Raw genomic sequence first — 25,076 nt, forward strand, 5'->3', positions numbered from 1 at the left:
CCACACCATATGTTGTTGCCGGCGCACTTGCTTTCGCTAGACAGGACACCCCGTACACACAGATCTTATGAAAAACCGTCTTCACCTTATACCTCTTATCCTGCGACCTTTGGCTGTAGGCTTTTTCTTAGTGCTTCTGCAAGCCTGTGCCACCAAAAAACCCTATTACAGTCGTGATGTGCTAGACTGGCAACAAAACGAGCCCAAAGCTGACAACAAGGTGAACTACACTGTATTCCTGATTGGTGATGTGGGCGCGCCTGACCTGAAAGAGCAGGAGCCATCGCTTAAGCTCATGCAGAAGCAGATGAACGAAGCCGGTGCACAAAGTGCGACCATTTTTTTAGGTGATAACGTGTATCACAACGGTCTGCCCGAGCCGGGGCGCTACGACCGTGAGGTATCGGAGCAGCGCCTCAACGCCCAGTTGGATGTACTGCGTGGTTACGAAGGAGAGAAGTACATGATTCCGGGCAACCACGACTGGAACCACAGTGGTCGCGGCGGACTTGAGTTTGTAGTGCGCCAGCAGAATTACGTGAACGAGTACCTGACCGAGGAAGGCATTGTGGTGGGCGGTGACTTCTATGTGCCGGGCGATGGTTGCCCTGGTCCTTATGAGGTGAAGATCAGCGATGATGTCGTGCTGATTGCGCTGGACTCAGAGTGGTGGCTGCACCCCTGGGAGCGTCCTTACGGAGCGGGCAGCAACTGCTGGGCATCTACGGAGGCCGACTTCCTGGTGAAGCTGGAAGATATTATCGAAAAGCACCAGGGCTCCAACATCGTGGTGGTGGCGCACCATCCCTTGTTCACACGCGGTAACCATGGTGGGTTCTTCACCTTGAAAGACCACGTATTCCCGCTCACCATGCTACGTGACTGGATATACCTGCCGCTGCCTGTCATCGGTTCCATTTATCCGTTTGCCCGCAAGTATGGCGGCATCCTGCAGGACATTCCGCATCCGCGCTACAACGCTTACATCGAGGGGCTTCTCAATATATTTGATAAGTATGATAACATCGTATATGCTGCTGGGCACGAGCACTCCCTGCAGCATTTCAAGCACAATAAGCTGGCACACATTGTTAGCGGATCAGGCTGTAAGATACAGCACGTAAAACCGGGCGGCAACGCCATGTACACCCATCAGGTGAAGGGCTTTGCCAAGTTGATGTATTACGAAAACGGGGAGGCCTGGGTGGAATACTGGACGCCGGAGGGCGACGGCTCAGAGGGCACCATGACTTTCCGGACACCGCTCTACGCCAAGGAGCCGCGGCGCAAGCGAACAGCGATAGTAGACGAAACCAACTACGCGGACAGCACCATCGTGGTGGCTGCCAACGAAAGCTATACTGCCAGGGGGCTGCGGCGCACCATGCTGGGCGACCACTACCGCCGCGAGTGGGCCACACCGGTAGAGGTACCACTTTTGGACATGCGAAACGAACTAGGCGGGCTTACCCCATACCAGAAGGGGGGCGGCAAGCAAACAGCTTCCCTGAAAGTGCGGAATCCGGACGCACGCGAGTATACGCTCCGCACCGTCGACAAAGACCCGACCATGGCACTGCCGGAGTACCTGCGCCAAACCGCTGCCAAAGCCTTACTACAGGACCAGGTTTCGGCTCAACACCCTTATGGCGCACTGGCCATACCCAGGCTGGCAGATGGAGCCGGCGTATTCCATACCAACCCGAAACTGGTGTACATTCCGCAAACGCCATACCTGCGCCAGTACATGGATGAGTTCAGCAACACACTGGCTTTTCTGGAAGAGGATGCCGACGAAAACCACGAGGATGTAGAAAGCCTGGGCTTTGCCGAGAACCTGGTAGGTACCGATAAAGTGCTGAAAGAGCTGCGGCAGGATAACGATAATAAAATCAACCAGCAGGAGTTTGTGCGTGCCCGCCTGTTCGATATGCTGGTAGGCGACTGGGACCGCCACGAGGGGCAGTGGCGCTGGAAAGAGGAGAAGACCGACAGCGGCAAGGTATACATTCCGGTGCCCGAAGACCGCGACCAGGTGTTCTTCAAAGCCGATGGTGTTATACCCTGGCTGGCTACCCGGAAGTGGGGCGTGCGCAACGTCCAGAACTTCGGCCATGACTTCCCTGACATTGTAGGTCTTAACCTGAGTGCTCTTACCGTCGATCGCTCCTTTACGGCAGCCATCACCCGGCAGGACTGGATTCGTATTGCTGAAGAGATCAAAGCCGGTGTGACGGATCAGGTAATTGAAGAGGCTATCAACCAGTGGCCGGAAGAGGTGCGGGCTATTTCGGGTGAGGATATCAAAGCCAAGCTACGCTCACGTCGCGATAAGCTGCCACAGGCGGCCGAAGCTTATTACGAACACATCTCTGAAATGGTAGACGTTGCCGGCAGCGACAAGCACGAGCATTTTGTGGTGAATCGTTTGAACGATGAGGAAACACACCTCACGGTATACAAGATCAACAAAGAAGGCGTGCTGCGCGACACACTTTACAAGCGCACTTTCTATACCTCCGAAACCAAAGAACTGCGCCTGTACGGGCAACGCGGCAAAGATATTTTTGAAGTGAGGGGAGACGTGAACAAAGGCATCGTAGTGCGCATCATCGGAGGCAACGACGAAGATGTAATCACCGATAACTCGCGTGTAGCGGGCCTTAAGCAGTATACGATCGTGTACGACACAAAAGAGGGCAACGTGTTCAACTTCGGGCCGGAAACAAAGGTCCGCACCAGCATCAGTCCGGATGTTAATTTCTATGACCGTGACAATTACAAACTGCCTTACTTGGGGCCTCGTCTGTCGCTGGAATATAACGTGGACGATGGGCTGTTTGTGGGAGCTGGTATACTGGCCCGCACACACAAGTTCCGAAAGTCGCCTTATGCTTCGGAGCACTTGCTGGAAGGCAACTATGCCTTTTATACAAATTCCTTTAATGTGCGCTATACCGGCGATGTGCGGCAGGTGTTCGGCAACTGGAACATCGGTGTGAATGCTGCCATACAAGGGCCGCAGTACCAGCGCAACTTCTACGGCTACGGCAACGGTACCCGCCAGCAGGATGGCGAAGACGATTCCTTTTACCGTGTCCGGTTTAAGCGGGTAAACGTAGGAGCAACGCTCAACAACAACCTGGCGCCTTTCTTCAAAATCGGTATAGGGCCTACGTACGATCGCTTCCGGGTAGTAAACTCAGAACATGATACCTATCTGGTAAACGAGGCGCTGAGCGGACGGATGGAGCCAGGTACTTATGACGTGGAAGAGCGCCGGTTCGAATCGCAACACTATGTGGGCATAATGGCTTTTGCTGATATGGATGTGCTGGGAGAGGGCAATCAGAAAAACCCGCGCATCGGGATGCGCCTGCACAACCGCATGAGCTACAATAAGCAGACCGATGGCGAAGGGCTGAGCTATACCCACATAAGCTCTGAGTTTGCTTTCTATCTGACGCCTAATTTTCCTTTTCAGCTCACTTGGGCTGGCCGTGTAGGGGCAGCGCATAACTTCGGTGACTTCCGCTTTTACCAGGCCAACACGCTGGGCGGTATGGATAACATGCGCGGCTACCGCCGTACCCGCTTTGCCGGCCGCAGCGCAATCTTTGCCAATGCCGAAGCCCGTCTGTCGCTCTTTGACTTTAACCTATACTTGACACCGGGACGGATCGGGGTGCTGGGCCTGTATGATGTGGGACGTGTATATGTGGATGGTGAGCGCGAATCAGCTTTCTTCCGTAGCCTGCATACAGGTATAGGCGGCGGTGTGTGGGCCGATATCATGCAGAAAAATGTGATTGTAGTGACCTATGCCAAAGGCGATGTGGAACGGCTGTGGACATTAAGCTTCGGCTTTTTATTCTAAAAAAATCTAAAGACGTATAGCAAAAAGTGCCTCAGATCAGGCACTTTTTGCATTTACCCCTAGTAACAAACCACGAACTATGAAATTAACCCTACCTAAACTACTCCTTATACCTTTGCTCCTGATAGGGGAGCACGCACTAGCACAGGAAACAGAACAGGACCTGACTGATGTAGAGAAACAAACCAAAGAATACGCCAGCCCGGGCGTAAGGGGCATGGGCAAGAGCCGGGGCATTGTGATCGGCTACGAGCGCCTGCCGCAGTTCGATATGGAGTCGGAGTCGGACCACCCGGAGGTGGGCAATGGACGGGCACGTGTGCGGCGGCACAATAAGTTTTTTGTGCGGGCGCTGGCTCCCATCATGAACAAGCCAAACAATAAGCTGATCTTAGGTATAGATCATAAGTTTGAGGAGTTCAACTTTGAGAGTGTATCACCGGCTTCTTACAGTCTGTACCGCAACCTGGAAGACAAAAACCTGAAGAGCCTGGGTCTGCAATTGGCCTTTCTGCACTCTTTCGATGAGGTGCGCTTTATGCTGGTGCGCGCCAAAGGCGAGCTGAACGGGGACTATACCCGCGACAATGTGAATGTGTCGGACTACCTGAAAACATCTGTAGACCTGGCCTATGGCTGGAAAAGATCGCCTGACTTTGCCTGGGGTGTGGGTCTGCAGCTTGGCTATACCTTCGGACGGCAGCGCATCTACCCGGGCATCCTGTACAACCGCACCTTCAACGACCGTTGGGGTGTCGAGTCCATTTTTCCGGCTAATATTCGGGTGCGCTACAATGTATCCGAAAAAACGCTGCTCTACACCGGCTACCGCATTGAGGGCGCCAGTTACAACCTCTACGGCAGCGAACCGCCGCTCTCGCAGTTCAACGACATCGAGCTGCGCCGCACCGACATCAAAGGCCTGTTGCGACTGGAGCAGGAGATCTATGATTTTTTGTGGTTCGCAGTGGAAGGCGGCTTCCGGCAATACTACCGCCACCGCGCTTTCGACGATGTGGGCTCACGCGACGAACTGATCAAAAATTCGCTAAACGGAGCGGGCTACATCGGAATAGAGCTTTACGCAGTGCCACCCCGCAAACTACTCGAGCGCAGCAAGAACCGATAAAAAACGCAAGGTATAGAACCAACAAAGCCCGACTGGCAGGTATAGCAAGTCGGGCTTTATTGATTTCAGAACAGGTATAGCTACTCCGATTTCTTGGCCGGTTCCATCCCTTCAGGTATAAGCTTGCGCAAATACTCGTAAGTGGCGTACTGAGATCGGATATGGGTGGGGCTTGCCTGTTCTACATAATTGTTGTCTATGTCGCGGGCTTTGGTATCGTCGGCAAGTTGCAGGTCGATGATGGTGCGCACTTGCTCAATCAGGTCTTTCTGCAGGATCGGAAAAGCCACTTCCACGCGGCGGCTCAGGTTGCGCGTCATCCAATCGGCGGAGGCAACGTAATATTCTTCTTTGCCCTCGTTGTGGAAGATGTATACCCGGGCATGTTCCAGGTAGCGGTCCACGATGCTGCGCACCCGGATGTTTTCGCTGAGCCCCTCCACGCCCGGCACCAGGCAGCAAATGCCGCGCACCAGCAACTCGATCTTCACACCGGCCTGGCTGGCTGCATACAATTTCTTTATCATGCGCTCATCCTGCAGGGCGTTCATCTTGAGGATCATCTTAGCAGGCTTGCCCTTGGTGGCGTTTTTTATCTCCCGGTTCACCAGCTCCACAAAGCGGTCCCGCATGTTGATGGGGGCCATGAGTAGTTTCTTGAATTTCTTGTCGTGCTGGCGATCGATGAAGAAGTTGAATACCTGCTCTACATCCTGAGTGATGGTTTTGTTAGAGGTGAAAAGGGCGTGGTCGGCGTAGATTTTGGAAGTATCTTCGTTGTAATTGCCTGTGCTCAGGTAGGCATAGTTTACCAGTTTGCCGTCCTCGTTACGGGTGATCAGGCCCAGCTTGGTGTGAACCTTCAGATCAGGCAAACCGAGAATGACGTTGGCGCCGGCTTTCTGCAATTTTCCTGCCCAAAAGATATTCGATTCTTCATCAAAGCGGGCTTTGAGTTCTACTACCACCGTTACCAGTTTTCCGCTTTTGGCAGCCTTCACCAACGACTGGGCGATGGCTGAGTCATCGGCTACGCGGTATAGGGTGGCGCTCATGGCGGTCACTTTGGGGTCATTGGCAGCTTCATCAAACAAGCGCAGCACGTAGTCGAAGGACTGGTAGGGGTAGTGGGCCAGGTAGTCCTGCTTTTTCATAGCCTCAAGCAGGCTTTCTTCCTGCTCTAAAAGCGGATGCACCAGCGTAGGCTGCTGGGAGTACTTCAGGTCCGGCAGGTTAAAGTCCGGGAACTGAAAGAAGTCGCGGAAGTTGTGGTATTTGCTGCCCTCCACCAGTTCATCCTCCGAAATACCGGTATGCGCCATAATAGCTTCGAGCATCGGTTTGGGTGTGACAGGGTCGTAGAGCAGGCGGGCCGGATAGCCGGTTTCACGTTTCTTCAGGCTCTTCTGAATTTTAGCCATCAAACTGCCCGATACTTCTTCTTCAATATCCAGCTCAGCATCGCGCGACACTTTTACGGCATGCGCTTCAAAGCTGCTGTAATCGGGGTACAGGTCAGGCAGGCAGAAACGGATCACATCGTCGAGGAACATCACATAACGCTGATCGCCCACTGTTGGGAGTTTCACAAAACGACTGCCATGCTTTTTAGAAGGTATCTCGAGCATAGAAAAACGGTCCGGCTTCAGCCCTTTCCTTTTAGGGTCGAGGAGATGCACACCCAGGTATACGGTCTGGTCTTTCAGGAACAGGTGCGTCTCGGTATCGTCCAGCAAAAGCGGCAGGATATGAGGCTGTATTTGCTCGGCAAAATAGTTGCGTGCCCACTCTTGTTGCTCTTTGTTTAGTTCTGTTTCGGTAAGTAGATTGATGTTTTGCTGCCGCAAGTCAGCCAGTATACCTTCTCTGAATACCTCTCCTAATTCTTCCTGCTGGCGCTTTACCTCCTGCATCACCTGCTCAAAGGTATCAGCAGGGTCTTCGGACAGTTTTTCGCGGGTCTTCTTTTTGAGTTTGATGAGTCGCTTGAGCGTGGCCACGCGTACTTTGAAGTACTCGTCGAGGTTAGACGAGAAAATGGCCATAAACTTGATGCGTTCCAGTAGCGGCACAGTGCGGTCTTTTGCCTCCTGCAGCACGCGGTAGTTAAATGCCAGCCAGCTCAGTTCACGGTTGATAAGCGGCAAGGTGGTTGGTTTTTTATCTTCGGTATTAGTTTCCATGGTTTGGTTTGTTGCCCGGTGCGGGGCAATTATTGTAAAGGTATAAGTAGGGCGGCCGGGTATGGGGTTATACCTGGCTACGCCGCTGTGCTGTGTTATTTGTGGTTTTTGGGTACGTCGTAAAACAAAAGTTTGGCATTGCTGGGACTAATGTCGGCCCAGTTATCGCAATCGAAGCGAAGTGCCACGATGCCGGCAGTAGGTATACTGGAGACATGCTCCGGCGACAGCATGTTGGCAAACTCCGAAAGTGCCTCGTTATGGCCCACCATCAGCATGAAATCCACTTCAGAAGGTGCCTCGCGGGTTATCTCAAGCAGTTCTTCGGCGCTGGCGCCATACATACGGTCATCTATTGCAATATCATCGGCATCATAGTCGAGTTCGCGGGCCACCAGGGTAGCCGTGGTCAGCGCCCGCACCGCAGGGCTCGACAGAATAAGCTGCAGCTTGACATTATTAGCCACCAGTTCTTGCCCCATGAGCGGAGCATCCGTCCGGCCGCGTTTGTTAAGAGGTCGGTCATGATCGCTCAGCTCCTCAAAATTCCAGCTGGACTTGGCATGACGCATAATATATAAGGTTTTCATAAGGTGATTCTCTTTCAGAAAGGTACAGCAGCACGTCCATTACATAGCGGGTCTGCTATACACGCTGTTTACTGAAAGCGAGAGAAAATAGTTGTGACGGAGGAGGTGGAGATTGCCAGCAGGGCTTGCAGGTGGTGATTTGATAGTGTGAGGTTTATTTGTAGGTATAGCGGGGTGAGATTTGTTTAATGGCGCGAGTGTCCTCGCTCATGACTGGTATAGAGGGGCCTCTGGCCAAGGTATAGCGAAAGCTTAGCGGTTGCGTAAATGTGGTTGGAGTTGAAGGCAGTTTATACATTGCTTGTAGCGTCAGCTATACTATGGCGAAACTTACTTTGTTTCATTGCTTCGCCTGTGCGGCGGGCACCTACTTTTTCCCTTGATGGGGGTAGGGGCCCTAGCCCCATCAAGCAAAAAAATCAAGACCCTCCAAATCGAGGGCCCCTACCCCCACTCGCTGAACGCTCTTGACAGGGGGACCCCTTCACCCCCAACAGTGGAGTGTCGTAATGGTGCACCTGGCTTAGGTGATCTGTTTCATAGTTCAAGGGGCAAGTTAGTCTTGCTATACCTGCCAGTGGTAGTTTGCTACGAAGCTATACCTGTGCAGTAACCAGTCACTCACAACTTTGTAAGGCGCTGCGAAGTCTAACCGCCACCTAGCTATCACAAAAAAAGGGAACAATCCTTACCGGACCGTTCCCTTTTCTATTGCTTCCAGAAGCTGGGTTACACGTTGTTTGGATACCGCTCGAAGTGGATTTCCGCTACACGGCGCTGCAGCTCGGCACGCAACTCGTCGATGTTGATGCGGTTGGTCGCCGAAATGAACAGGGCCGGGGCGTGTATCTTCGCCATGTAGGTGGCTTTGAGGTCTTCGATGGATGGACGCACTTCGTGGCCTTCTTCATTATTTGCGCTTTCTTCCTGCATCTCCTGCTCCCGCTGCTCCAGGTATTGGTCTATTTTGTTGAACACCAGGAGCACCGGTTTGTCTGCAGATTTGATGTCGAGCAGGGTGTTATTTACCACGGCAATTTGGTCCTCAAACGAAGGGTGCGACACGTCTACTACATGTACTAGCAGGTCGGCTTCGCGGATTTCGTCGAGCGTAGACTTAAAGGCCTCGATCAGCTTGGTTGGCAGCTTGCGGATGAACCCTACTGTGTCGGAGAGCAAAAACGGGATGTTGTCGAGCACAACTTTGCGCACAGTGGCGTCTACGGTCGCAAAAAGTTTGTTTTCGGCGAACACGTCGGACTTGGAGAGCAGGTTCATGAGTGTGGATTTGCCCACGTTGGTATACCCTACCAGCGCCACACGCACCATACCTGCACGCGACTTGCGTTGCTCAAAGTTCTGTTTCTCGAATTTCTCCAATCGATCGCGCAGCAAGGAGATCTTGTCGCGCACAATACGACGGTCAGTCTCGATTTCGGTTTCACCCGGACCCTTCATACCGATACCACCTTTTTGTTTGGAAAGGTGAGTCCAGAGGTTGGTCAGGCGGGGCAGCAGGTATTGGTACTGAGCCAGTTCCACCTGTGTGTGAGCCTGTGCCGTCTTGGCCCGCAGCGCGAAAATATCGAGGATCAGTAAGCTTCTGTCCACGATCTTCACCTGCAGCTCGCGCTCGATGTTGCGCACCTGCGAGGCACTCAGGTCATCGTCGAAGATCACCATGTCCACGTCGTGCTCCTTTATATAAGCTTTGATCTCTTCGAGCTTGCCGCTGCCCACAAAAGTGCGGATGTCGGGCTTGTCGAGTTTCTGGATGAAGCGGTTCAGGGTTACGGCACCAGCTGTTTCGGTCAGGAAGGCCAGTTCGTCGAGGTATTCGTTGGTTTGTTCGTCGGTTTGCTTGTAAGCAGGCACCGCTACCAGCACGGCGGTTTCCTGCGGCTTGGCGGTTTCGTAGTATTTTTGTTTACCCATTTTCAGATGTTAAGCGTAGCAGTTTGGTCAGCGTTTTTTGGCTTGAGTCCTTGTACGTAATTGGTTTCGGCCCCGGCCAAAAAGTAACAGGTATAGCATGCTACAATGCTGGCGGGACAGGTGCAAGTTAGGTGAAAAATTTCAGAAGAAAGGGGAAAAAGCCTAGTTCATACTCATCTAAAAGAGTCATTATACTTCCACTAAACCAACCGAGAAGCATTAGAGTGATCACATGCAAGGCCTGCTTGAAATAATATCCAACTCGTTCTGCAACGAGCGTGGCTGGTTTGTAGACTCCTGCAATACCAGCATATTTGTACAGGTCACCGATTCGGTAACGAGGAAAGAAGTAAGAAATAGGCGATAAAAATTTTGAATAAAAGCAAAAGCACAAGGTGAGCGATTGTCTGGATCGCGGGCCTTGTGCTTAGGTATAGGAGTGGCTAAAACTAGCACTTAATCTACAACACCTCCACCAGCGTCTCCAGTCCCATACCTCTTGAGCCTTTCACCAGCACATAACTTTCTGAAACCGGGTTTGCCTGCAACCAGCTTTGCAGCTCAGCTTTCGTAGCAAAATAGTGGAAGCGGTTGTCTGCTTCGGCAGCATGCTTCATTTCCGGTCCGCAAAGCAGTACCGTTTCAAAATTTTGGTCGGCGATGATCTCCCCGATAGCTTTGTGCTCTGTGGCACTCTCACTGCCCATTTCCAGCATATCACCTACAATCACAACTTTGCGCGGAGCATTCATGCCGCCGAAGTTGCGTATAGCTGCCGCCATGGAGGTTGGGTTGGCGTTGTAGGCGTCTAGGATGAGAGTGTTGCTGCCTTTCTGCATCACCTGCGAGCGATTGTTGACCGGACTATAGTTGGCGATAGCTGTGTTGGCTTTTTCCAGCGGTACCCCAAAGTGCTTGCCAATGCAGGCGGCGGCGGCCATGTTCTCGTAGTTGTAGCTGCCTACCAACTGGGTAGTCACGGTGTTGTCTTCTTCGTCTTTGTACACCACGTAAGGCGAAGCCTCCAGCAGCTCGCTGTGGTAAAAGTCGCCGGGAGCAGGGTAGGTTACTTTGTGCTCGATGCGGCGGCTCATGCGTAGCAGGTGCTCATTGCCGGTGTTCACGAACACGGTGCCGCCATGCTCGAGCAGGTGCACGTATAGTTCGCTCTTGCCACGGGCCACACCCTCCAGACTGCCAAACCCTTCCAGATGCGCTTTGCCAATGTTCGTGATCATCCCATGCGTCGGCATCGCAATGCTGCTGAGCAAAGCGATCTCGCCGATGTGGTTGGCGCCCATCTCGATGATCGCCATTTCGTGCTCAGGCTTGAGGCGCAGCAGGGTAAGCGGCACGCCGATGTGGTTGTTGAGGTTACCCTGGGTATAGAGGGTATTGAATTTCTGGCTCAGCACGGCATAGATTAGCTCCTTGGTCGTGGTTTTGCCGTTGCTGCCCGTAATCCCAATCACAGGTATACTCAGCTGCTGGCGGTGGTGACGGGCCAGGTCCTGCAGCGCCTGCAGCGTGTCTTCCACCACAAACACATTGTCAGAAGCCAGCGCTGGGTCATCTACCACCGCATATTTGGCACCTTTATCCAGGGCGCCCTGCGCAAACTTGGCTCCTTTAAAGTTAGGCCCATTCAGGGCGAAGAACAGATTCTGGTCTTGTGAGGCGCGGGAGTCAGTGCTTACTTGGCGGCACTCGAGGTATTTTTGGTAAAGAAAATCAATGCTGTTCGGCATGAAATGCGTATTTTTAGTCTGAAAATTGGTGGCAGCTACTCAAGCTCAGGTATAGCCTATAGCCGCCATGGCAATATACACCCAAAACGGCAAAAGCAACAGCCCGATTGCTCAACAAACTGTCTATGCGCTACCTGCTGTCTATCCTCCTTTTCCTGCTGCTTATACCTGGTGTGTCTGCACAGGAATCATTGCGATTTCAGCAGCGCACCAATATACCTGTAAAAGCTGGTGAAACGGAACTGCGTAACCCCTGGGGCGGGGGGCTCAACACACCGCAATTCTCCACCATCGACCTGAACAGAGATGGCCGCGACGACCTGTTTGTCTTTGACCGCATGTTACGCAAAGTCTATACCTACCTGGCGGTACAGGAGGGAGGTCAGTGGCGCTATCAATATGCCCCTGAGTATGAGGTCCTGTTTCCGGAAGAGCTGGAAAACTGGGTGCTGTTGCGCGATTACAACTGCGATGGCCTGAAAGATATTTTCACGAGCACACCACTCGGTATACGGGTATACCGCCAGGAGGCAAGCAATAACAAATACCCGACCTTTGTGCTGGCGGAGGACGCCCTCTTTTACCGGAGCCGCAATGGTGTGAACAGCATTAACATGCAGATGAACATTGGCGATATACCTGCCATTGTGGACATGGACGGCGATGGTGACCTGGATATCCTGCTCTCGGAGTTTTCGGGGGGCTATACCTTGGAATATTACCAGAACATGCAGGCAGAAGAAGGAAAGCCCTGCGGTACCCTGGAGTTTGCTCTCGGATCCGACTGGTGGGGGCAGATCACCGAATGCGAAGGCTGTAACGCATATGGCTTTGGCGTGCAGTGCCGCATGGCCGCACCCCTGCATTCTGGTCATGACGGCTCATCGCTGCTAGCCCTCGACCTGAATGGCAACGGCGTGAAAGATTTGTTAATAGGAGGGGTGGCCTGCGATAACCTGGTGATGATGGAAAACATAGGCACTAGCACCCTGGCCCGTATGGACAGCTTTGAACCAGCCTTCCCATTTGGAACGCGTGCCGCCCGCTTCAACCTTTTTCCGGCAGCCTATGCCGAAGATGTGACATTCGATGGTATACCTGACCTGCTCGTGGCACCCAACAGCAACGAAAACGAAGGTAACTTGGAGCTGCAGCGCTCTTCTTGGCTCTACCAAAACACGGGCACTGCCAGTCAACTCAATTTTGAGTTTGCGCAGGACAACTTTCTGCAAGGCCAGATGATTGACCTGGGCGAAAACGCTTATCCGGCCTTTGCTGACATCGATGGCGACGGTTTAATTGATCTGCTGGTCGGCAACGGACGTTCGGATCGCAACGGTCGGTTTGTGGCAACACTTAGCCTCTATCGCAACACCGGCACCTTAGCCGAGCCTGCCTTTACGTTTGTCACCGACGATTACCTGGCCCTTTCCAAAGAGAATATGCTTTCGCTGAAGCCGTCTTTCTTCGACGTCAACCAGGATGGTGTGCCTGATCTCGTCCTGACTTACCGTGCGCAGTTCGGCTCAGACCATGCTACTGCCGGCACCACGCACATCGATTATTTTGTGAACAATGCGAAAGCCGGTGAGCCTGTTGCGTTTAGCACGGCCCGACTGTTTCATCTGCATACCTTGGCCAATGGCGATACCCCTTACCTGTTTAAAGTAGACGCACAGCGCGTCAATATGCTGGTCGGGAAAGCCGGCGGCACACTGGACTACTACCGCTCTTCCGGCAATGAATTTGTGCTCGAGAAACAGAACATCGGAGGAATCAGATTTGACTTCTTTCGCCGCAACCTGTCGCCAGTGGTAGTAGACATTGACGGCAACGCCAGGCTTGATCTGCTCACCGTAGACGATAGTGGTGCCCTGCGCATTTACCATGATTTTCTGGATAACCTCGATGGGGATTTTACCGAGACAACCGAAGTGCTGGAAAATGAACTTACTGGAGAGGCACAAACGTCCCGCTTCGGGCGCGGACTTGGCTTGGCTGTGGCTGAGCTGGGCGGACCCAATAAGTTATACCTGGCCATCGGTACGCAGGGCGGTGGCCTATACCTGCTGGAACAAACCGGCGGCAATTACGGCAACCCGAATGACAAGGCAAACGGCCTGGAACTGAAGGTATACCCAAACCCGGTGGCAGGTATGCAGGAGCCTGTGCAGGTACAGGCAAGTGAGTCGGTATCGTTGGTGCTCTACGATATGATTGGGCGCAAAGTATATGATGGGACCGCCAACTTTAATCGCCGACATACCTTAAGCGTGAGCCACCTGAAAGCAGGCGTATACCTGCTGCGTGCCACCTCCCGCGACGGCCTTCAAGAAACCCGTAGACTGGTAGTACACTGATGCAGTCCTTTCTGTTGATAGATCTTTCGGAGGAGTCCTCGTTCGACAAGCCCATCCTGAAACTGGTACGGCAACACGCTCCGGCTATACCTGTATTTGATGTAGACGCGAACTCCGATGCCACCTTGAAACAGTACGCCGTGCGCCTGCTTCAGGAAAATCCGGAGACGGTTGTGTGTGTAAAAGGTGGATCAGGAGAGTTAAACCGGCTGATGCCCTTGCTGGAGGAATTACTTTTGCCGCATCTGCAACGACACATTTTGCTTATTGGCCAACAACCCCGTTTGCTGCGCATGTTGCAGGCCCGCTCAGGTATAGCCTATACCTTACTGGCAGACGAAGAAGCCCTGCGTCAGTTTCTTACCGACTTAGTTTAGCGTAAAGTCATCCGCATCAAGGTGCGCCGGGAAAGCTTCTCTGAAATCCGTCAACTCCTGTTTACTCAACGTGATGGTGTGTATACCTTCGGCCTCAGCAGTTTCGATTAGCTTGTGTCCTTTGGGGTGGATGATGGCCGAATCGCCAGTGTAAGGGTGTCCGTTGCCATCTGTTCCGACGCGGTTTACACCCACCACATAGCTCAGGTTTTCAATAGCGCGTGCCTGCAGGAGCGTACTCCAGGCATAGTTGCGTGGCTTGGGCCAGTTGGCTACGTACAGCAACAAATCATACTGACTGCCCGTGTTGCGGCTCCATACCGGAAAACGCAGATCGTAGCACACCAGCGGGCAAATGTTCCAGCTTTTCAATTCTACCAGCAGCTTTTCTTTGCCCGAGGTATAGCTGTGGTGCTCCTTCGCTATCCGGAACAGGTGACGCTTGTTGTAATGCTCGTAAGTGCCGTCGGGGCGAACCCAGAACAGTCGGTTGTAGTACTGTCCATTTTTCCGAACAATCACGCTACCCGTCAGCACGGCGCTATACTTGGCTGCTTCCTCCTTCATCCACTGCAGGGTTGGCCCCTCCGCCTCTTCCGCCAGCCCGGCAGCGTCCATGCTAAAACCTGTCGTGAACATCTCAGGGAGCACGATCAGGTCAGTCGTGGGTGCTGCAGCGGCAAGCTTCTCCGAGAACATGGTTCGGTTTGCAGAAGCGTCCTGCCAGTGCAGACTGGTTTGGATGATGGTGATGCGTAAGTCTTGCATTGTAGAAGGGTATAAGGAATAACGTTTTACGGTTATATTGACATTTTATGACGATCTAACTCCTTGTCATTCTGAATGAATTTTAGCTGCAAGCTAGATACGCTTTTGCTTCGAATCTCTATTGTAGCTCCTCTTAACTTGGCATTGTTTTATAGCTTCGCCTGTGCGGCGGGCACTTCCTTTTTGTCTTGACACAAAAAGGAAGCAAAAAAGTCAAGACAATACAAACTCGCTGACCGCTCAAACAGTGTATTGTCAATTGGTGCACCTGGCTAAGTTTTCATCTTCGTAGCTGAAGTGCAAGTAAGTCTTGCTATACCTGCCAAGGGTGTGTAGTTCGGAGCATCACCCAATCACAACTTTACCAATCGCTCCGCTGCTTGGCGCAACGTCTCCTCACTTTTGGCGAAGCAGAAGCGCAGGTAGTGGTGGTCGGTTTTGTTATGGTAGAAGGCCGATACAGGCACAGAGGCTACGCCGATTTCCTGTGTTAGTCGTTTCGCAAAATCTAGGTCGTGCTCAGTAGAGATTGCGTCATACTTCAGCAACTGGAAATAAGTGCCGGCCGAAGGTATAAGTTCGAACCGGGATGGCTGCACCAGTTCACAAAACAGATCACGCTTGGCCTGGTAGAAGTCAGGAAGCGTGCGGTAGTGTTCCTCGTTATCCATATAGTCGGCAATGGCCAGCTGTAGCGGTGTAACGGAGCAGAAAGTGATGAACTGATGCATCTTACGCAGCTCTGCTGTAAGAGCCGGTGGCGCTACCACATAGCCAATCTTCCAGCCGGTGGTATGATAGGTTTTTCCAAACGAAGAAATCACAAAGGCCCGCTGCCGCAGCGACTCTACCTGCAAAGCACTTACATGCTCTTTTCCGTCGAAGACCATGTGCTCGTATACCTCATCGCTCAAAATCAGGATGTCGGTGCTATCAGTCAGGTTGGCCAGCTTTTCCAGGTCCTCGCGCTGAATCACGGCGCCAGTCGGGTTATGGGGTGTGTTGATGATGATCAGGCTGGTGCGGCGCGAGATGTTCTTCTTCAGCAGTTCCCAGTCGATGCTAAAGTCAGGTATAGCCAGGGGCACATAAATCGGGATGCCGCCTGCTAAGCGGATAGCAGGTGCATAACTGTCGTAGCAAGGCTCCAGCACCACTACTTCATCACCGGCTTTCACTACCGCGGTGATGGCTGCAAACAGCGCTTCTGTCGCGCCGGATGTTACCGTTACTTCCTGGTCCGGGTCCGGCCGGTAGCCATATACCTTCTCTGTTTTTTCACTGATCTTGTGACGCAAAGCCGGCATGCCGGGCATCGGGGCGTACTGGTTGTAACCTTCCTGCATATACCTGGTCACGAGTGCTATCAGCTCACCAGGGCAGTTAAAATCCGGGAAGCCCTGCGACAGGTTAATGGCACCGTGCTCATTGGCCAGCCCCGACATCACAGCGAAAATACTGCTGCCGACATCGGGTAGTTTGCTGCTTGGGTAGTTGATCATTGGTAGGTTTTGTGCTGAATGACGAAGATAGAGGTTAAACGGAATATTCCAAGTATAGATTAGCCAAGGGCCTGCGCCACGAGCTGCTGCAGCACAGGTATAGCGTCCTGCTCAAACCAGGGGTTGCGTCGCACCCAGAACTGGTTGCGCGGCGAAGGGTGGGGCAGCGGCATGTACCCAGGCAGATAATCGGCCCAGTTAGTTACGGTTTCGGTAAGAGTAGGTCTGGCTCTTTTGCCTAGAAAGTAGTCCTGTGCATACTTGCCGACCAGCAGTGTAAGCTGTACGTTGGGTAGCAGGGGCAACAGTTGCTGATGCCAGTGTTGGGCGCATTCGGGGCGGGGAGGCAGGTCGCCGCTTTTGCCTTTGCCGGGGTAGCAGAAGCCCATCGGGATGATCGCCACCTGTTGCTCATCATAAAATACTTCCGGTGCTATACCCATCCACTGCCTGAGGCGCTTGCCGCTCTGGTCATCCCAGGGTATACCGCTGATGTGTACTTTAGTGCCTGGTGCCTGCCCCACGATCAGCAGTTGTGCGGAGGGTGCTGCCCGTAGTACCGGTCTTGGCCCGAGCGGCAAATGTTCGGCACAGAGGCGGCAGGCACGTACCTGTTCGAGTAGAATATCTAACGGAGTGGTCATACTAAGTGCAAAGGTATAGCGATCTGCTAACAAAATGCGTTCTATCCTGTATAATCAGGTTGTATGCAGCATTTTATACGTTTTGTGCTTCTCCTGTTCCTGTGCTTTTCGCTTATACCTGCGGGTTGTGCGCAGTCGCCGCCTACTTATAAAAATGCTTTCACTGTCAAGTTCTTTGGTTTGTCGGTGCACTTGCGCCAGACACCATACCCGGAACTGTTCAAAAACAGGCTCGACGAGCAAGGTATAGCCGTCCTGAATTTTGGTGGTATAGTAGGTTACGACCGTTTTGTGGTGCGCGAAGTCATTAGTGTGCGGCTAGAGCAGGGGCTGTACTCCGACTGTGCCTCTTCGCTGGCAGGCTTTACGCATTTGGGGTGGCGCGGGCAGATTTTCAAAACAGGGCGGCACTCACTCAATGGCGGCTTTGGTCCTACCCTGGTCTACCGCCGCGACTGGAACCGACTGCAAAACTACGAAGACGATGGCTACTTTAACCAAAGCGGTGACTGGCAGTACAAGTTTTACTGGTACGGCGGCGAAGTGGAATATAATTATCAGCTAAAAGGGCAATATGACCTATCGCTTAACCTGGTGCCCGGCATTCCGGAACTGGTGTCGTTTGGAGCCGGGTTCAGGAAGCGCTTTTAAACCACAAGATCCAATTACCAGCCGCGTTCTTCCCAGTCTTCATCGTGACGGCTTTGTTGACGGCGGCGCTGCTCGCGGAGTGGAGGGAGTTGCTCATGCTGCTGCCACCTGTCACGAGAATGTTGGTTTTCCGGTCTGAAATGCTCACTGCCATCGCGCCATTCACGGCGCTCGTCTCTTCTGTGGGGAGCATGGTGATCGTCAGAAAAACCGTGTTGGTGACGGCTGATATTTTCATGCTGCTGTCGCTCGTCTTGTTGTTGTCTGTACTTATGTCGCTCCCGTTCTTCCCGCAAACGCATTTCTTCTTCGTAATGCCTTCTCTCCCGGTCATTCATAAAAGGGCGGCGCTCTTCCCAGCGATTGCGAAAGTTCTGCTGCTCTGTTTCGTGGCGTGTATGCGAACGGTGTGGGCGTTCATGATGTCTTTCTTCTTCCTCGTGATGCATTTCTTTTCCTTTTTATTTCCTTGAACATCTAATAACAAGCACCGGTGCTGCAGGTCGGAGTGGCTGCAGGCAGACATGTTGCAGCACCGGGTTTTATGTACGGGCACACGAGCCTGATGTTTGTCAGGGTATAACTTCAGCACAAAAAAAGGCAGCTCACCGATGCCGGTGGGCTGCCTTCATTACTAATCTACTACCAAAGTAACCTAATCTGTCTGCTATACGCATTAACGGAGATTGCGTTGGTTTCTGTTAGCATCTTTGTAATAATCATCGTGACCGGAGTCGGTTTCATCGGCCCAGCGCGGACCGCCTTCGTAGCCACGGTCAAAATTGCGGTCGCGGTACGACTCTCCGCCGTAACGCTGGCGGGTACTCAATTGCTCGGCACGGCGCTCAGGGTCGTATCTGTTGTGTGGCTCATAATCCGGGTTGTCGGACTGCATGATATCGTCCCAGGTATCGCGCATGCGCTTAAAAAATCCGCGCTTGTCACGGTTTTCTGGCTCTACGTCTGGTGAGTAGCGGCCTTCATTGTACCAATTGTGCGAACCGCTGCCGTAGCGGTAGTCGTCTTCTTTATAGCGGCTGCGGGTACCTGGCCCCTCACGCCACAGGCTATCCTGCGAGGTTGGAGGCTCGTTGTAATTGCCGGGCTGCGAACCACCGCCCATTTGCGAACGGTATGGCTGCTGGCTGCTACTTTCCTGGCCTCTGTAGCCGTGGTTCAGGTAATGGCTTTCGTTGCGGTAAGGGCTTTCGCTGCGGCTGCCGTAGTGACCGGACTGGTAGGCTCCCTGGTCGCTCTGGTAGGGTGCCGGTCTGTTGCCAGTATAATGGCGTCCGGTTTCAGCCTGTCGGTCACGGTCCTGTGCTCCCCTCGGGCTTGGGCCGGTATGGAAGTAGTTGTGCTCATCCCACTTTTTTTGACTCTGGTTTTGCCCTCTGTAGGCGTAGCGCTGCGGCTGCTGTTCTCTGTCCTTGTTGTATAGCTCACGACCAATGCGCTGGTTCTCAGCACCTGGACGTCCGTGGTTTTCTCCTCTGTTTTCCATGATTTTATTTGCGTTTTAAAAAGCGGTGTAAAAAGTATTGCCATGCGATGGCGTTATTTTTTACGGGCTACAGAGGCTATAGTTGGCTTAGGCTCAGGTATAAAAAAAGAGACGCTCCTTTGCAAGGGCGCCTCCTATGTCTTCATCCGGGGCAATGCTAGAAATAAGTCTCCATGATTTCACGCACATCGGCCTCTGTCAGGGGCTTGGAGTAATGCTTGCGTACCTCCGGATATTTTTTGAGCCGCTCCAGGTCATAAAAGCTTGCTGAAGAAGTTAACATGAGCATGACGGTTCGCAGCTTTTTATCATCCTCAAACTGCTGGTACTCATCCAGAAACTCAAATCCATCCATCACCGACATTTTGATGTCAACAAAAATAAGGTCCGGCTTGGGATGGTTCTCCTCACCGTTAAAAGCTTTATTGAGGTAGTCGAGGGCTTCTTCACCATTGGTGACCACCCTGATATCCGATGCGGCTTCCATGCGGGAGAGCAGGCGCTGGTTCAGGTAGTTGGTCGTATCGTCGTCGTCTATCAGCAGGATAGTTTTTACTGATTTCATAGTTGGTATTTTGAGTTCTTTTACAAATTATGGCCTTTTTTGTTTTAAACAAAGTCAAAAAAACAGAAGGATCAGGATTTTTCCCTGGCCAACGCCTCTGCTTTTTGCCTGGCAATCACCATGTTGGTGATCTCAATGGCCGATATCATAATACCCTCCACATTAGATGTGCTGTCGAACAAAGGCTGGTATTTAAAGTTAATGTACGCATCGCGCAGGTTGCCATTCAGATCCTGGTCAATTTGTGTACGGTATTCGTTTATGTATACGGTCCGCGCTTCGGTGTATACCTTGTGGAGCAGCTCAAAAAAGCCGATCGATTCAAACTCAGGCCAAAGTTCGCGGGCGGTGCGGCCAATGTAGTTTCGGTTGCCATAGAGCCTGTATACGCCGGGCGTCACATACTGGCACACATAATCCGGGCCATACAACATGCACAGGTGCACCGGCGAAAGGCGCAGCATGTTCTCCAGGCGATCATCCTTACTTTCATCCACTTGATTTTTCTGATCGTCTATGTCTGTATAGGTGCCGATCCAGAGTGAGATTTCTCCGCTAGCATCGCGCATCGGCAGGCCACGTTCCAGAAACCAGCGGTAGCTGCCGTCCAGGTGGCCGCGTATGCGGTACTCTATCTCAAAAGTAGTGCCTGAAGCCACGGCATTGTGCCAGTTGGTGAGCACCATAGCCGAGTCTTCCGGATGAACTACGCCGATCCAGCCATCGGTCTGGCCGCGTTGCATACCAGTATAGCTATACCAGTTTTCGTTGAAGAAAAGCACCTTGCCTTTGGGGGAGGCCGTCCAGGCCATATGAGGGAGCACCTCCAGCAGATGATGAAAACGGGCATCGCTTTCCCGAAGAGCCTCCTGTGTGTCTCTGTTCTGTGTAATGTCAATAATGGAACCGATGGTGCGAATGGGCTCACCTTCAATATTATATGTTGTGTAGCCCTGGTCCAGAATATAGGCGTAAGTGCCATCTGCTTTCTGAAAACGGTACTCGCCCGTCCAGGCGCTTTGCTTGTTGGCCAGCGCCTGCTGTATGCTGCGTTGCACCTCCTCGAAATCATCCGGGTGCACCCTCGAATCCCAGGACTCGCCGTTCTGCCCCATTTCCTCAGGCTTGTAGCCAAAAATCTCCAGAAGCCCCTCGCCCCAGCTCATACGATTGTTTACAATGTCGTATTCCCAGGCAATGGCTTTGGTCGCGTTGCTGATCAGGTTAAGCTGTTCCTGACTTTGCTGGTGCAGGCGCTCAATCAGAACTTTGTCGGTTACATCGTGTATCTCCTGCAACAGATACTGTACTTCCCAATTTGCATCAACGATGGGAACGCTGGTTGCATTCCAGTAGCACTCCTTAAAGCCCTCTGCTGTCGGAATATCGTAACGGAGCTCTTCGACACTGGAAGGTCTTTTGTAGACCAGCGCATGCTGCATGGAGTGATATATGGAGCCTTCGGAGTCCTCCTGCGGGTTATCGGGATTATTCGGAAAGATATGAAACACCGGCTGGCCCATAATCTCTTCGCGCTTCAAGTGGATTTTCTCAAGCAGCGTATCTGTAGCTTCTACAATGACAAGGTCAGGCGTCAGGACAAGATTTAGTCCGGTCAGGGCCCTAAAGATGGGCTCTAGCGTAGGTGGGGATGTCGCGATTTTTGATGGCACAGGTATAAATTTGGCTTAAGTTCAGTTTTCGTAGCGTATAATCATCTAAAATAGAAAAATTTAGTTTAAATATTGCCTTAAATGTTGAACGCTCAAAAAAAATAATTGGTCAGCTACGCAGGCCATAATAACATACAGGGCTGCGTAACTGACCAGATTATACGTTCCTAAGGGTTTGCTAGGGTAGCGCCTATCCCTTTACAGTGGCTTTTACGTCGAGGCTATCGAACACTTCGCGGGCATCGGCAATGTTCCGGATGTCTTCCACAATTACGATCAGTTTATCCTTGGCCTCTTTCAGGCGTGAGCGGCGTGAGTGCTGCTGCACATACTTCAGGATGTTGCCAAAGGTCTCGGATTGGAAGTAAGCATCGTTATTCTCGCTCGGCAGGTAGCCTTTCATCACTTCTTTTTTGATAGTGAGCTTCTCGAAACCCAGCTGCTGGGCCTGCCAGCGCAACTTCACGATCTCGACCAGTTTCTGTACCTCCTGGGGCAGCGGACCGAAGCGGTCTATAATACTGTCACGTAGCTTCTCCAGGCCCTGCAGGTCTTTGGTGCTGTCGAGTTTGCTATAGAGGCTGAGGCGTTCGGAAATGTTGCCCACATACCAGTCAGGTATAAGCACCTCCATGTCGGTCTCGATGTTGCAGTCGCGTACCGGCTCCACAAACTCTGCCAGGTTATCTTTCAGGAACAGGTCCCGGAATTCGGTTTCTTTCAGTTCTTTGATGGCATCATCGAGCACCTGGTGGTACATTTCAAACCCCAAATCATTAATGAAGCCGCTTTGCTCGCCACCCAACAGGTTACCCGCCCCTCGAATGTCGAGGTCGCGCATGGCAATCTTGAAACCTTCACCAAGATCAGAAAACTCTTCGAGCACGCTCAGGCGTTTGCGGGCATCGGTTGGCAGACCGGCCACAGGTGGTGTGAGCAGGTAGCAGTATGCTTTCTTATTCGAGCGGCCCACGCGGCCCCGCATCTGGTGCAGGTCCGACAAGCCGAACATGTGCGCCCGGTTGATGATGATCGTGTTGGCGTTCGCTATATCCAGGCCAGACTCAATGATGTTGGTTGACACGAGCACATCGTACTCGCCGTCAACGAACTTCATCATGCGCTTTTCAAGCGTTTCGCCATCCATTTGCCCGTGGGCGTAGGTGATGCGGGCATCCGGTACCAGTTTCAGGATCATATTGGCGATCTCCTCGATGTCTTTCACACGGTTGTGCACAAAAAATACCTGTCCGCCCCGTTTCAATTCGGCAGCCACAGCGTCGCGAATCAGTACTTCATCGAACACATGCAACTCCGTTTTAACCGGCTGGCGGTTGGGCGGTGGCGTGGCAATCACGCTCAGGTCGCGGGCACCCATCAGCGAAAAGTGCAGTGTTCTAGGTATAGGCGTGGCGGTGAGGGTGAGGGTATCGACATTCACACGCATTTCCTTGAGCTTCTCTTTGGTTTTCACACCAAACTTCTGCTCTTCGTCAATCACGAGCAAGCCAAGGTCTTTGAATTTGACGTCCTTACTGGCGATGCGGTGCGTTCCGATCAGGATGTCCACTTTGCCCTCGGCTACACGTTGCAGCGTGTTCTTGATATCCTTGGCCGTTTTGAAGCGGTTGATGTAATCCACTGTAATTGGGAATTGCTCGAGTCGGTCGCGGAACGTCTTGAAGTGCTGCATGGCCAACACTGTGGTCGGTACCAGCACGGCAACCTGCTTGCCGTCGCAGGCAGCTTTGAAGGCAGCGCGCATGGCTACCTCTGTTTTGCCAAAACCTACGTCGCCACACACAAGACGGTCCATTGGGTGCGGCTGTTCCATGTCAGCTTTCACGTCTTCGGTGGCCTTGCCCTGGTCTGGGGTGTCTTCGTAAATGAACGACGACTCCAGCTCGGCCTGCAGGAAGCCATCGCGGGTATAGGCATAGCCTGGTGCAGCCTTGCGCTTGGCGTATAGCTGAATAAGCTCGGCAGCAATATCTTTTACTTTGCTCTTTACTTTCTTTTTCTTGTTTTCCCACTCCGGCGAGCCCAGCTTACTCATAGTCGGAGGACCGCCCTCTTTCCCGCTATACTTGCTAATTTTGTGCAGGGAGTGGATGGAGACATAAAGCAGATCGTCGTCGCGGTATACCAGTCTAATCGCCTCCTGCAAACGACCGCCCACTTCTACTTTCTCCAGTCCGGCAAAGCGGCCCACGCCGTAGTCCATGTGCGTGATGTAGTCGCCGGGCTGCAGGGTGCGTAGCTCTTTTAAGGTCATTGCTTTGGTTTTGGAGCGACCCTCTTTGGCTTTGTGCTGATAAAAGCGGTCGAACAGCTGGTGATCGGTATAGCAGGTGATCTTGAGCTGCTCGTCAATAAATCCTTCGCGCAACGACACAGCCAGATGCTGAAAACGCATGTCGTGGTCGAGCTCATCGAAGATGGTGGTGAGACGGTTGATCTGGCGTGGCGACTCCGTGGCAATGACATTCACGAAGCCCTTGGTCTGCTGCTCGTGCAGGTCTTTTACCAATCGGTTGAAATCCTTGTTGAATGAAGGCTGCGGCTTGGACTGGAACTGCAGCACCTCGGTGTCTTTGAAGTTGAAGCGCTTGCCAAACTCCACGATGCTGAACTTCTCAAGCAGCTTCTTGAACTGCTTTTGCGTCTGGAACAGTTGTTCCGGGTCCGACACGATTTGGGTGCCGCCGCTGCCCTCCATTAACTTGTCAAATGCCTGCGCCGCCTTGTCAAAATACTCGTCGATCACATCCAGCGTCTGGCGCACATCCTTGAACCAGATGGTAGTGTTGTTCGGCAGAAAATCCAAAAAAGCCTCACGGGTTTCCTGCAACAGTTTGGTCTGCACGTTAGGTATAATCGAGATGCTTTTCTTTGTCTCCACGCTCAGCTGCGTGTCCGGGTCGAAGGAGCGGATACTTTCGATCTCGTCGCCAAAAAGCTCGATGCGGTAGGGCAGGTCGTTGGCGTAGGAGAACACGTCCACAATGCCGCCGCGCACAGCGTACTGACCCGCCTCGTACACAAACTCGGTGCGTTCGAAGCCATACTCAGCCAGCATCTCGCTCAGGAAGTTCACGTCCAGCTTTTCGCCTACTTTAGCACCCAGCGTGTTCTCCACCAGCGACTTTTTGTTGATCACTTTCTCGGTGAGCGCCTCGGGGTAAGTCACGATCAGCTCCCCTTTGTCGGATTTGGTGTTGAGGCGGTTGAGCACCTCAGCCCGCATGAGGATGTTGGCGTTCTCGGTATCGTCGAAGCTGTAGGGCCGCTTGTAAGAAGTTGGGAACAGCATGACCTCCTTCTCATCGCCGAGCAGGTTTTTGAGGTCGGTATAGAAATAGGCTGCCTCCTCTTTGTCGTGCAAAACGAAGAGTTGGTGCTGCGGGTGCAAGGTATAGACTGCCGAGACCATCACGGCATCGAGGCTACCCGCCATGCCTTTGAGTTGCAGACGGTAGGGTTTATCGGCTTTGAGTCGCTCGGCAATGGTCTGCACCACCCCGTCGAGTCGGTACAGCTCTAGAAAATCAGTTACTTTCATTCAGGTAT

The 25,076-nt window shown here is 52.6% G+C and carries 17 protein-coding genes; 5 read left to right on the top strand and 12 right to left on the bottom strand.

Annotated features, from left to right (window positions below):
- Window positions 1–67: 67 nt before the first annotated feature.
- Both K3G39_RS11790 and K3G39_RS11795 read left to right on the top strand, forming a co-directional pair.
- Entirely contained in the window at window positions 68–3,877 is a 3,810-nt protein-coding gene (locus tag K3G39_RS11790) for a metallophosphoesterase (RefSeq protein ID WP_255594265.1), read from the top strand.
- A 79-nt stretch (window positions 3,878–3,956) separates the two neighbouring features.
- Complete coding sequence (locus K3G39_RS11795; protein ID WP_220626357.1) at window positions 3,957–5,006, top strand: DUF6268 family outer membrane beta-barrel protein; 1,050 nt, start codon at window positions 3,957–3,959, stop codon at window positions 5,004–5,006.
- Between the two features lie 80 nt (window positions 5,007–5,086).
- Here K3G39_RS11795 and ppk1 read toward each other — a convergent pair whose 3' ends face one another.
- The 4 genes from ppk1 to murF all read right to left on the bottom strand — a co-directional run bounded on the left by ppk1 (window position 5,087) and on the right by murF (window position 11,462).
- Window positions 5,087–7,189, bottom strand: a complete 2,103-nt coding sequence (gene ppk1, locus K3G39_RS11800; protein WP_220626358.1) for a polyphosphate kinase 1 — start codon at window positions 7,187–7,189, stop codon at window positions 5,087–5,089.
- A gap of 95 nt (window positions 7,190–7,284) precedes the next feature.
- Window positions 7,285–7,779 carry a histidine phosphatase family protein gene (locus K3G39_RS11805; RefSeq protein WP_220626359.1) on the bottom strand — a complete coding sequence of 165 codons (495 nt, stop codon included), beginning with the start codon at window positions 7,777–7,779 and terminating at the stop codon, window positions 7,285–7,287.
- A 729-nt stretch (window positions 7,780–8,508) separates the two neighbouring features.
- The gene (hflX, locus tag K3G39_RS11810; RefSeq protein ID WP_220626360.1) at window positions 8,509–9,714 is read right to left on the bottom strand and encodes a GTPase HflX; all 1,206 of its coding nucleotides are present in this window, start codon (window positions 9,712–9,714) and stop codon (window positions 8,509–8,511) included.
- A 461-nt stretch (window positions 9,715–10,175) separates the two neighbouring features.
- Complete coding sequence (murF, locus tag K3G39_RS11815) at window positions 10,176–11,462, bottom strand: UDP-N-acetylmuramoyl-tripeptide--D-alanyl-D-alanine ligase (protein ID WP_220626361.1); 1,287 nt, start codon at window positions 11,460–11,462, stop codon at window positions 10,176–10,178.
- Window positions 11,463–11,569: 107 nt separating this feature from the next.
- On the opposite strand from murF, the gene K3G39_RS11820 reads away from it, so the two are divergent.
- Complete coding sequence (locus K3G39_RS11820; RefSeq protein WP_220626362.1) at window positions 11,570–13,822, top strand: T9SS type A sorting domain-containing protein; 2,253 nt, start codon at window positions 11,570–11,572, stop codon at window positions 13,820–13,822.
- A complete protein-coding gene (locus K3G39_RS11825; RefSeq protein ID WP_220626363.1) occupies window positions 13,822–14,199 on the top strand; it encodes a hypothetical protein in 378 nt (125 codons plus the stop codon). The genes K3G39_RS11820 and K3G39_RS11825 overlap by 1 nt, the downstream gene beginning before the upstream one ends.
- Here the strand turns inward: K3G39_RS11825 and K3G39_RS11830 are convergent.
- From K3G39_RS11830 to K3G39_RS11840, 3 genes are all read right to left on the bottom strand, one after another.
- On the bottom strand, window positions 14,191–14,967 hold the full coding sequence (locus tag K3G39_RS11830) for an amidohydrolase (RefSeq protein WP_220626364.1): 777 nt from the start codon (window positions 14,965–14,967) through the stop codon (window positions 14,191–14,193). The genes K3G39_RS11825 and K3G39_RS11830 overlap by 9 nt on opposite strands.
- A 353-nt stretch (window positions 14,968–15,320) precedes the next feature.
- The gene (locus K3G39_RS11835) at window positions 15,321–16,469 is read right to left on the bottom strand and encodes a methionine aminotransferase (RefSeq protein WP_220626365.1); all 1,149 of its coding nucleotides are present in this window, start codon (window positions 16,467–16,469) and stop codon (window positions 15,321–15,323) included.
- 59 nt (window positions 16,470–16,528) lie between these two features.
- Window positions 16,529–17,113 carry a uracil-DNA glycosylase family protein gene (locus tag K3G39_RS11840; protein WP_220626366.1) on the bottom strand — a complete coding sequence of 195 codons (585 nt, stop codon included), beginning with the start codon at window positions 17,111–17,113 and terminating at the stop codon, window positions 16,529–16,531.
- A 63-nt stretch (window positions 17,114–17,176) separates the two neighbouring features.
- On the opposite strand from K3G39_RS11840, the gene K3G39_RS11845 reads away from it, so the two are divergent.
- Complete coding sequence (locus K3G39_RS11845; RefSeq protein ID WP_220626367.1) at window positions 17,177–17,764, top strand: hypothetical protein; 588 nt, start codon at window positions 17,177–17,179, stop codon at window positions 17,762–17,764.
- 14 nt (window positions 17,765–17,778) lie between these two features.
- Here the strand turns inward: K3G39_RS11845 and K3G39_RS11850 are convergent, their stop codons facing one another.
- The 5 genes from K3G39_RS11850 to mfd form a co-directional block, all read right to left on the bottom strand.
- Window positions 17,779–18,213, bottom strand: coding sequence for an acyltransferase (locus tag K3G39_RS11850; protein WP_220626368.1), 435 nt, complete (start codon window positions 18,211–18,213; stop codon window positions 17,779–17,781).
- A gap of 227 nt (window positions 18,214–18,440) precedes the next feature.
- Window positions 18,441–19,268 (bottom strand): hypothetical protein, encoded by an 828-nt coding sequence (locus K3G39_RS11855; protein ID WP_220626369.1) that lies wholly within the window; start codon window positions 19,266–19,268, stop codon window positions 18,441–18,443.
- Window positions 19,269–19,425: 157 nt separating this feature from the next.
- Entirely contained in the window at window positions 19,426–19,833 is a 408-nt protein-coding gene (locus K3G39_RS11860; protein WP_220626370.1) for a response regulator, read from the bottom strand.
- Between the two features lie 71 nt (window positions 19,834–19,904).
- Window positions 19,905–21,506: a PAS domain-containing protein gene (locus tag K3G39_RS11865; RefSeq protein ID WP_220626371.1), complete on the bottom strand. Its 1,602-nt coding sequence runs from the start codon at window positions 21,504–21,506 to the stop codon at window positions 19,905–19,907.
- Window positions 21,507–21,696: 190 nt separating this feature from the next.
- Window positions 21,697–25,068: a transcription-repair coupling factor gene (mfd, locus tag K3G39_RS11870; protein ID WP_220626372.1), complete on the bottom strand. Its 3,372-nt coding sequence runs from the start codon at window positions 25,066–25,068 to the stop codon at window positions 21,697–21,699.
- Window positions 25,069–25,076: the final 8 nt, after the last annotated feature.

Source organism: Pontibacter sp. HSC-14F20 (assembly GCF_019599265.1).
Classification (GTDB): domain Bacteria; phylum Bacteroidota; class Bacteroidia; order Cytophagales; family Hymenobacteraceae; genus Pontibacter.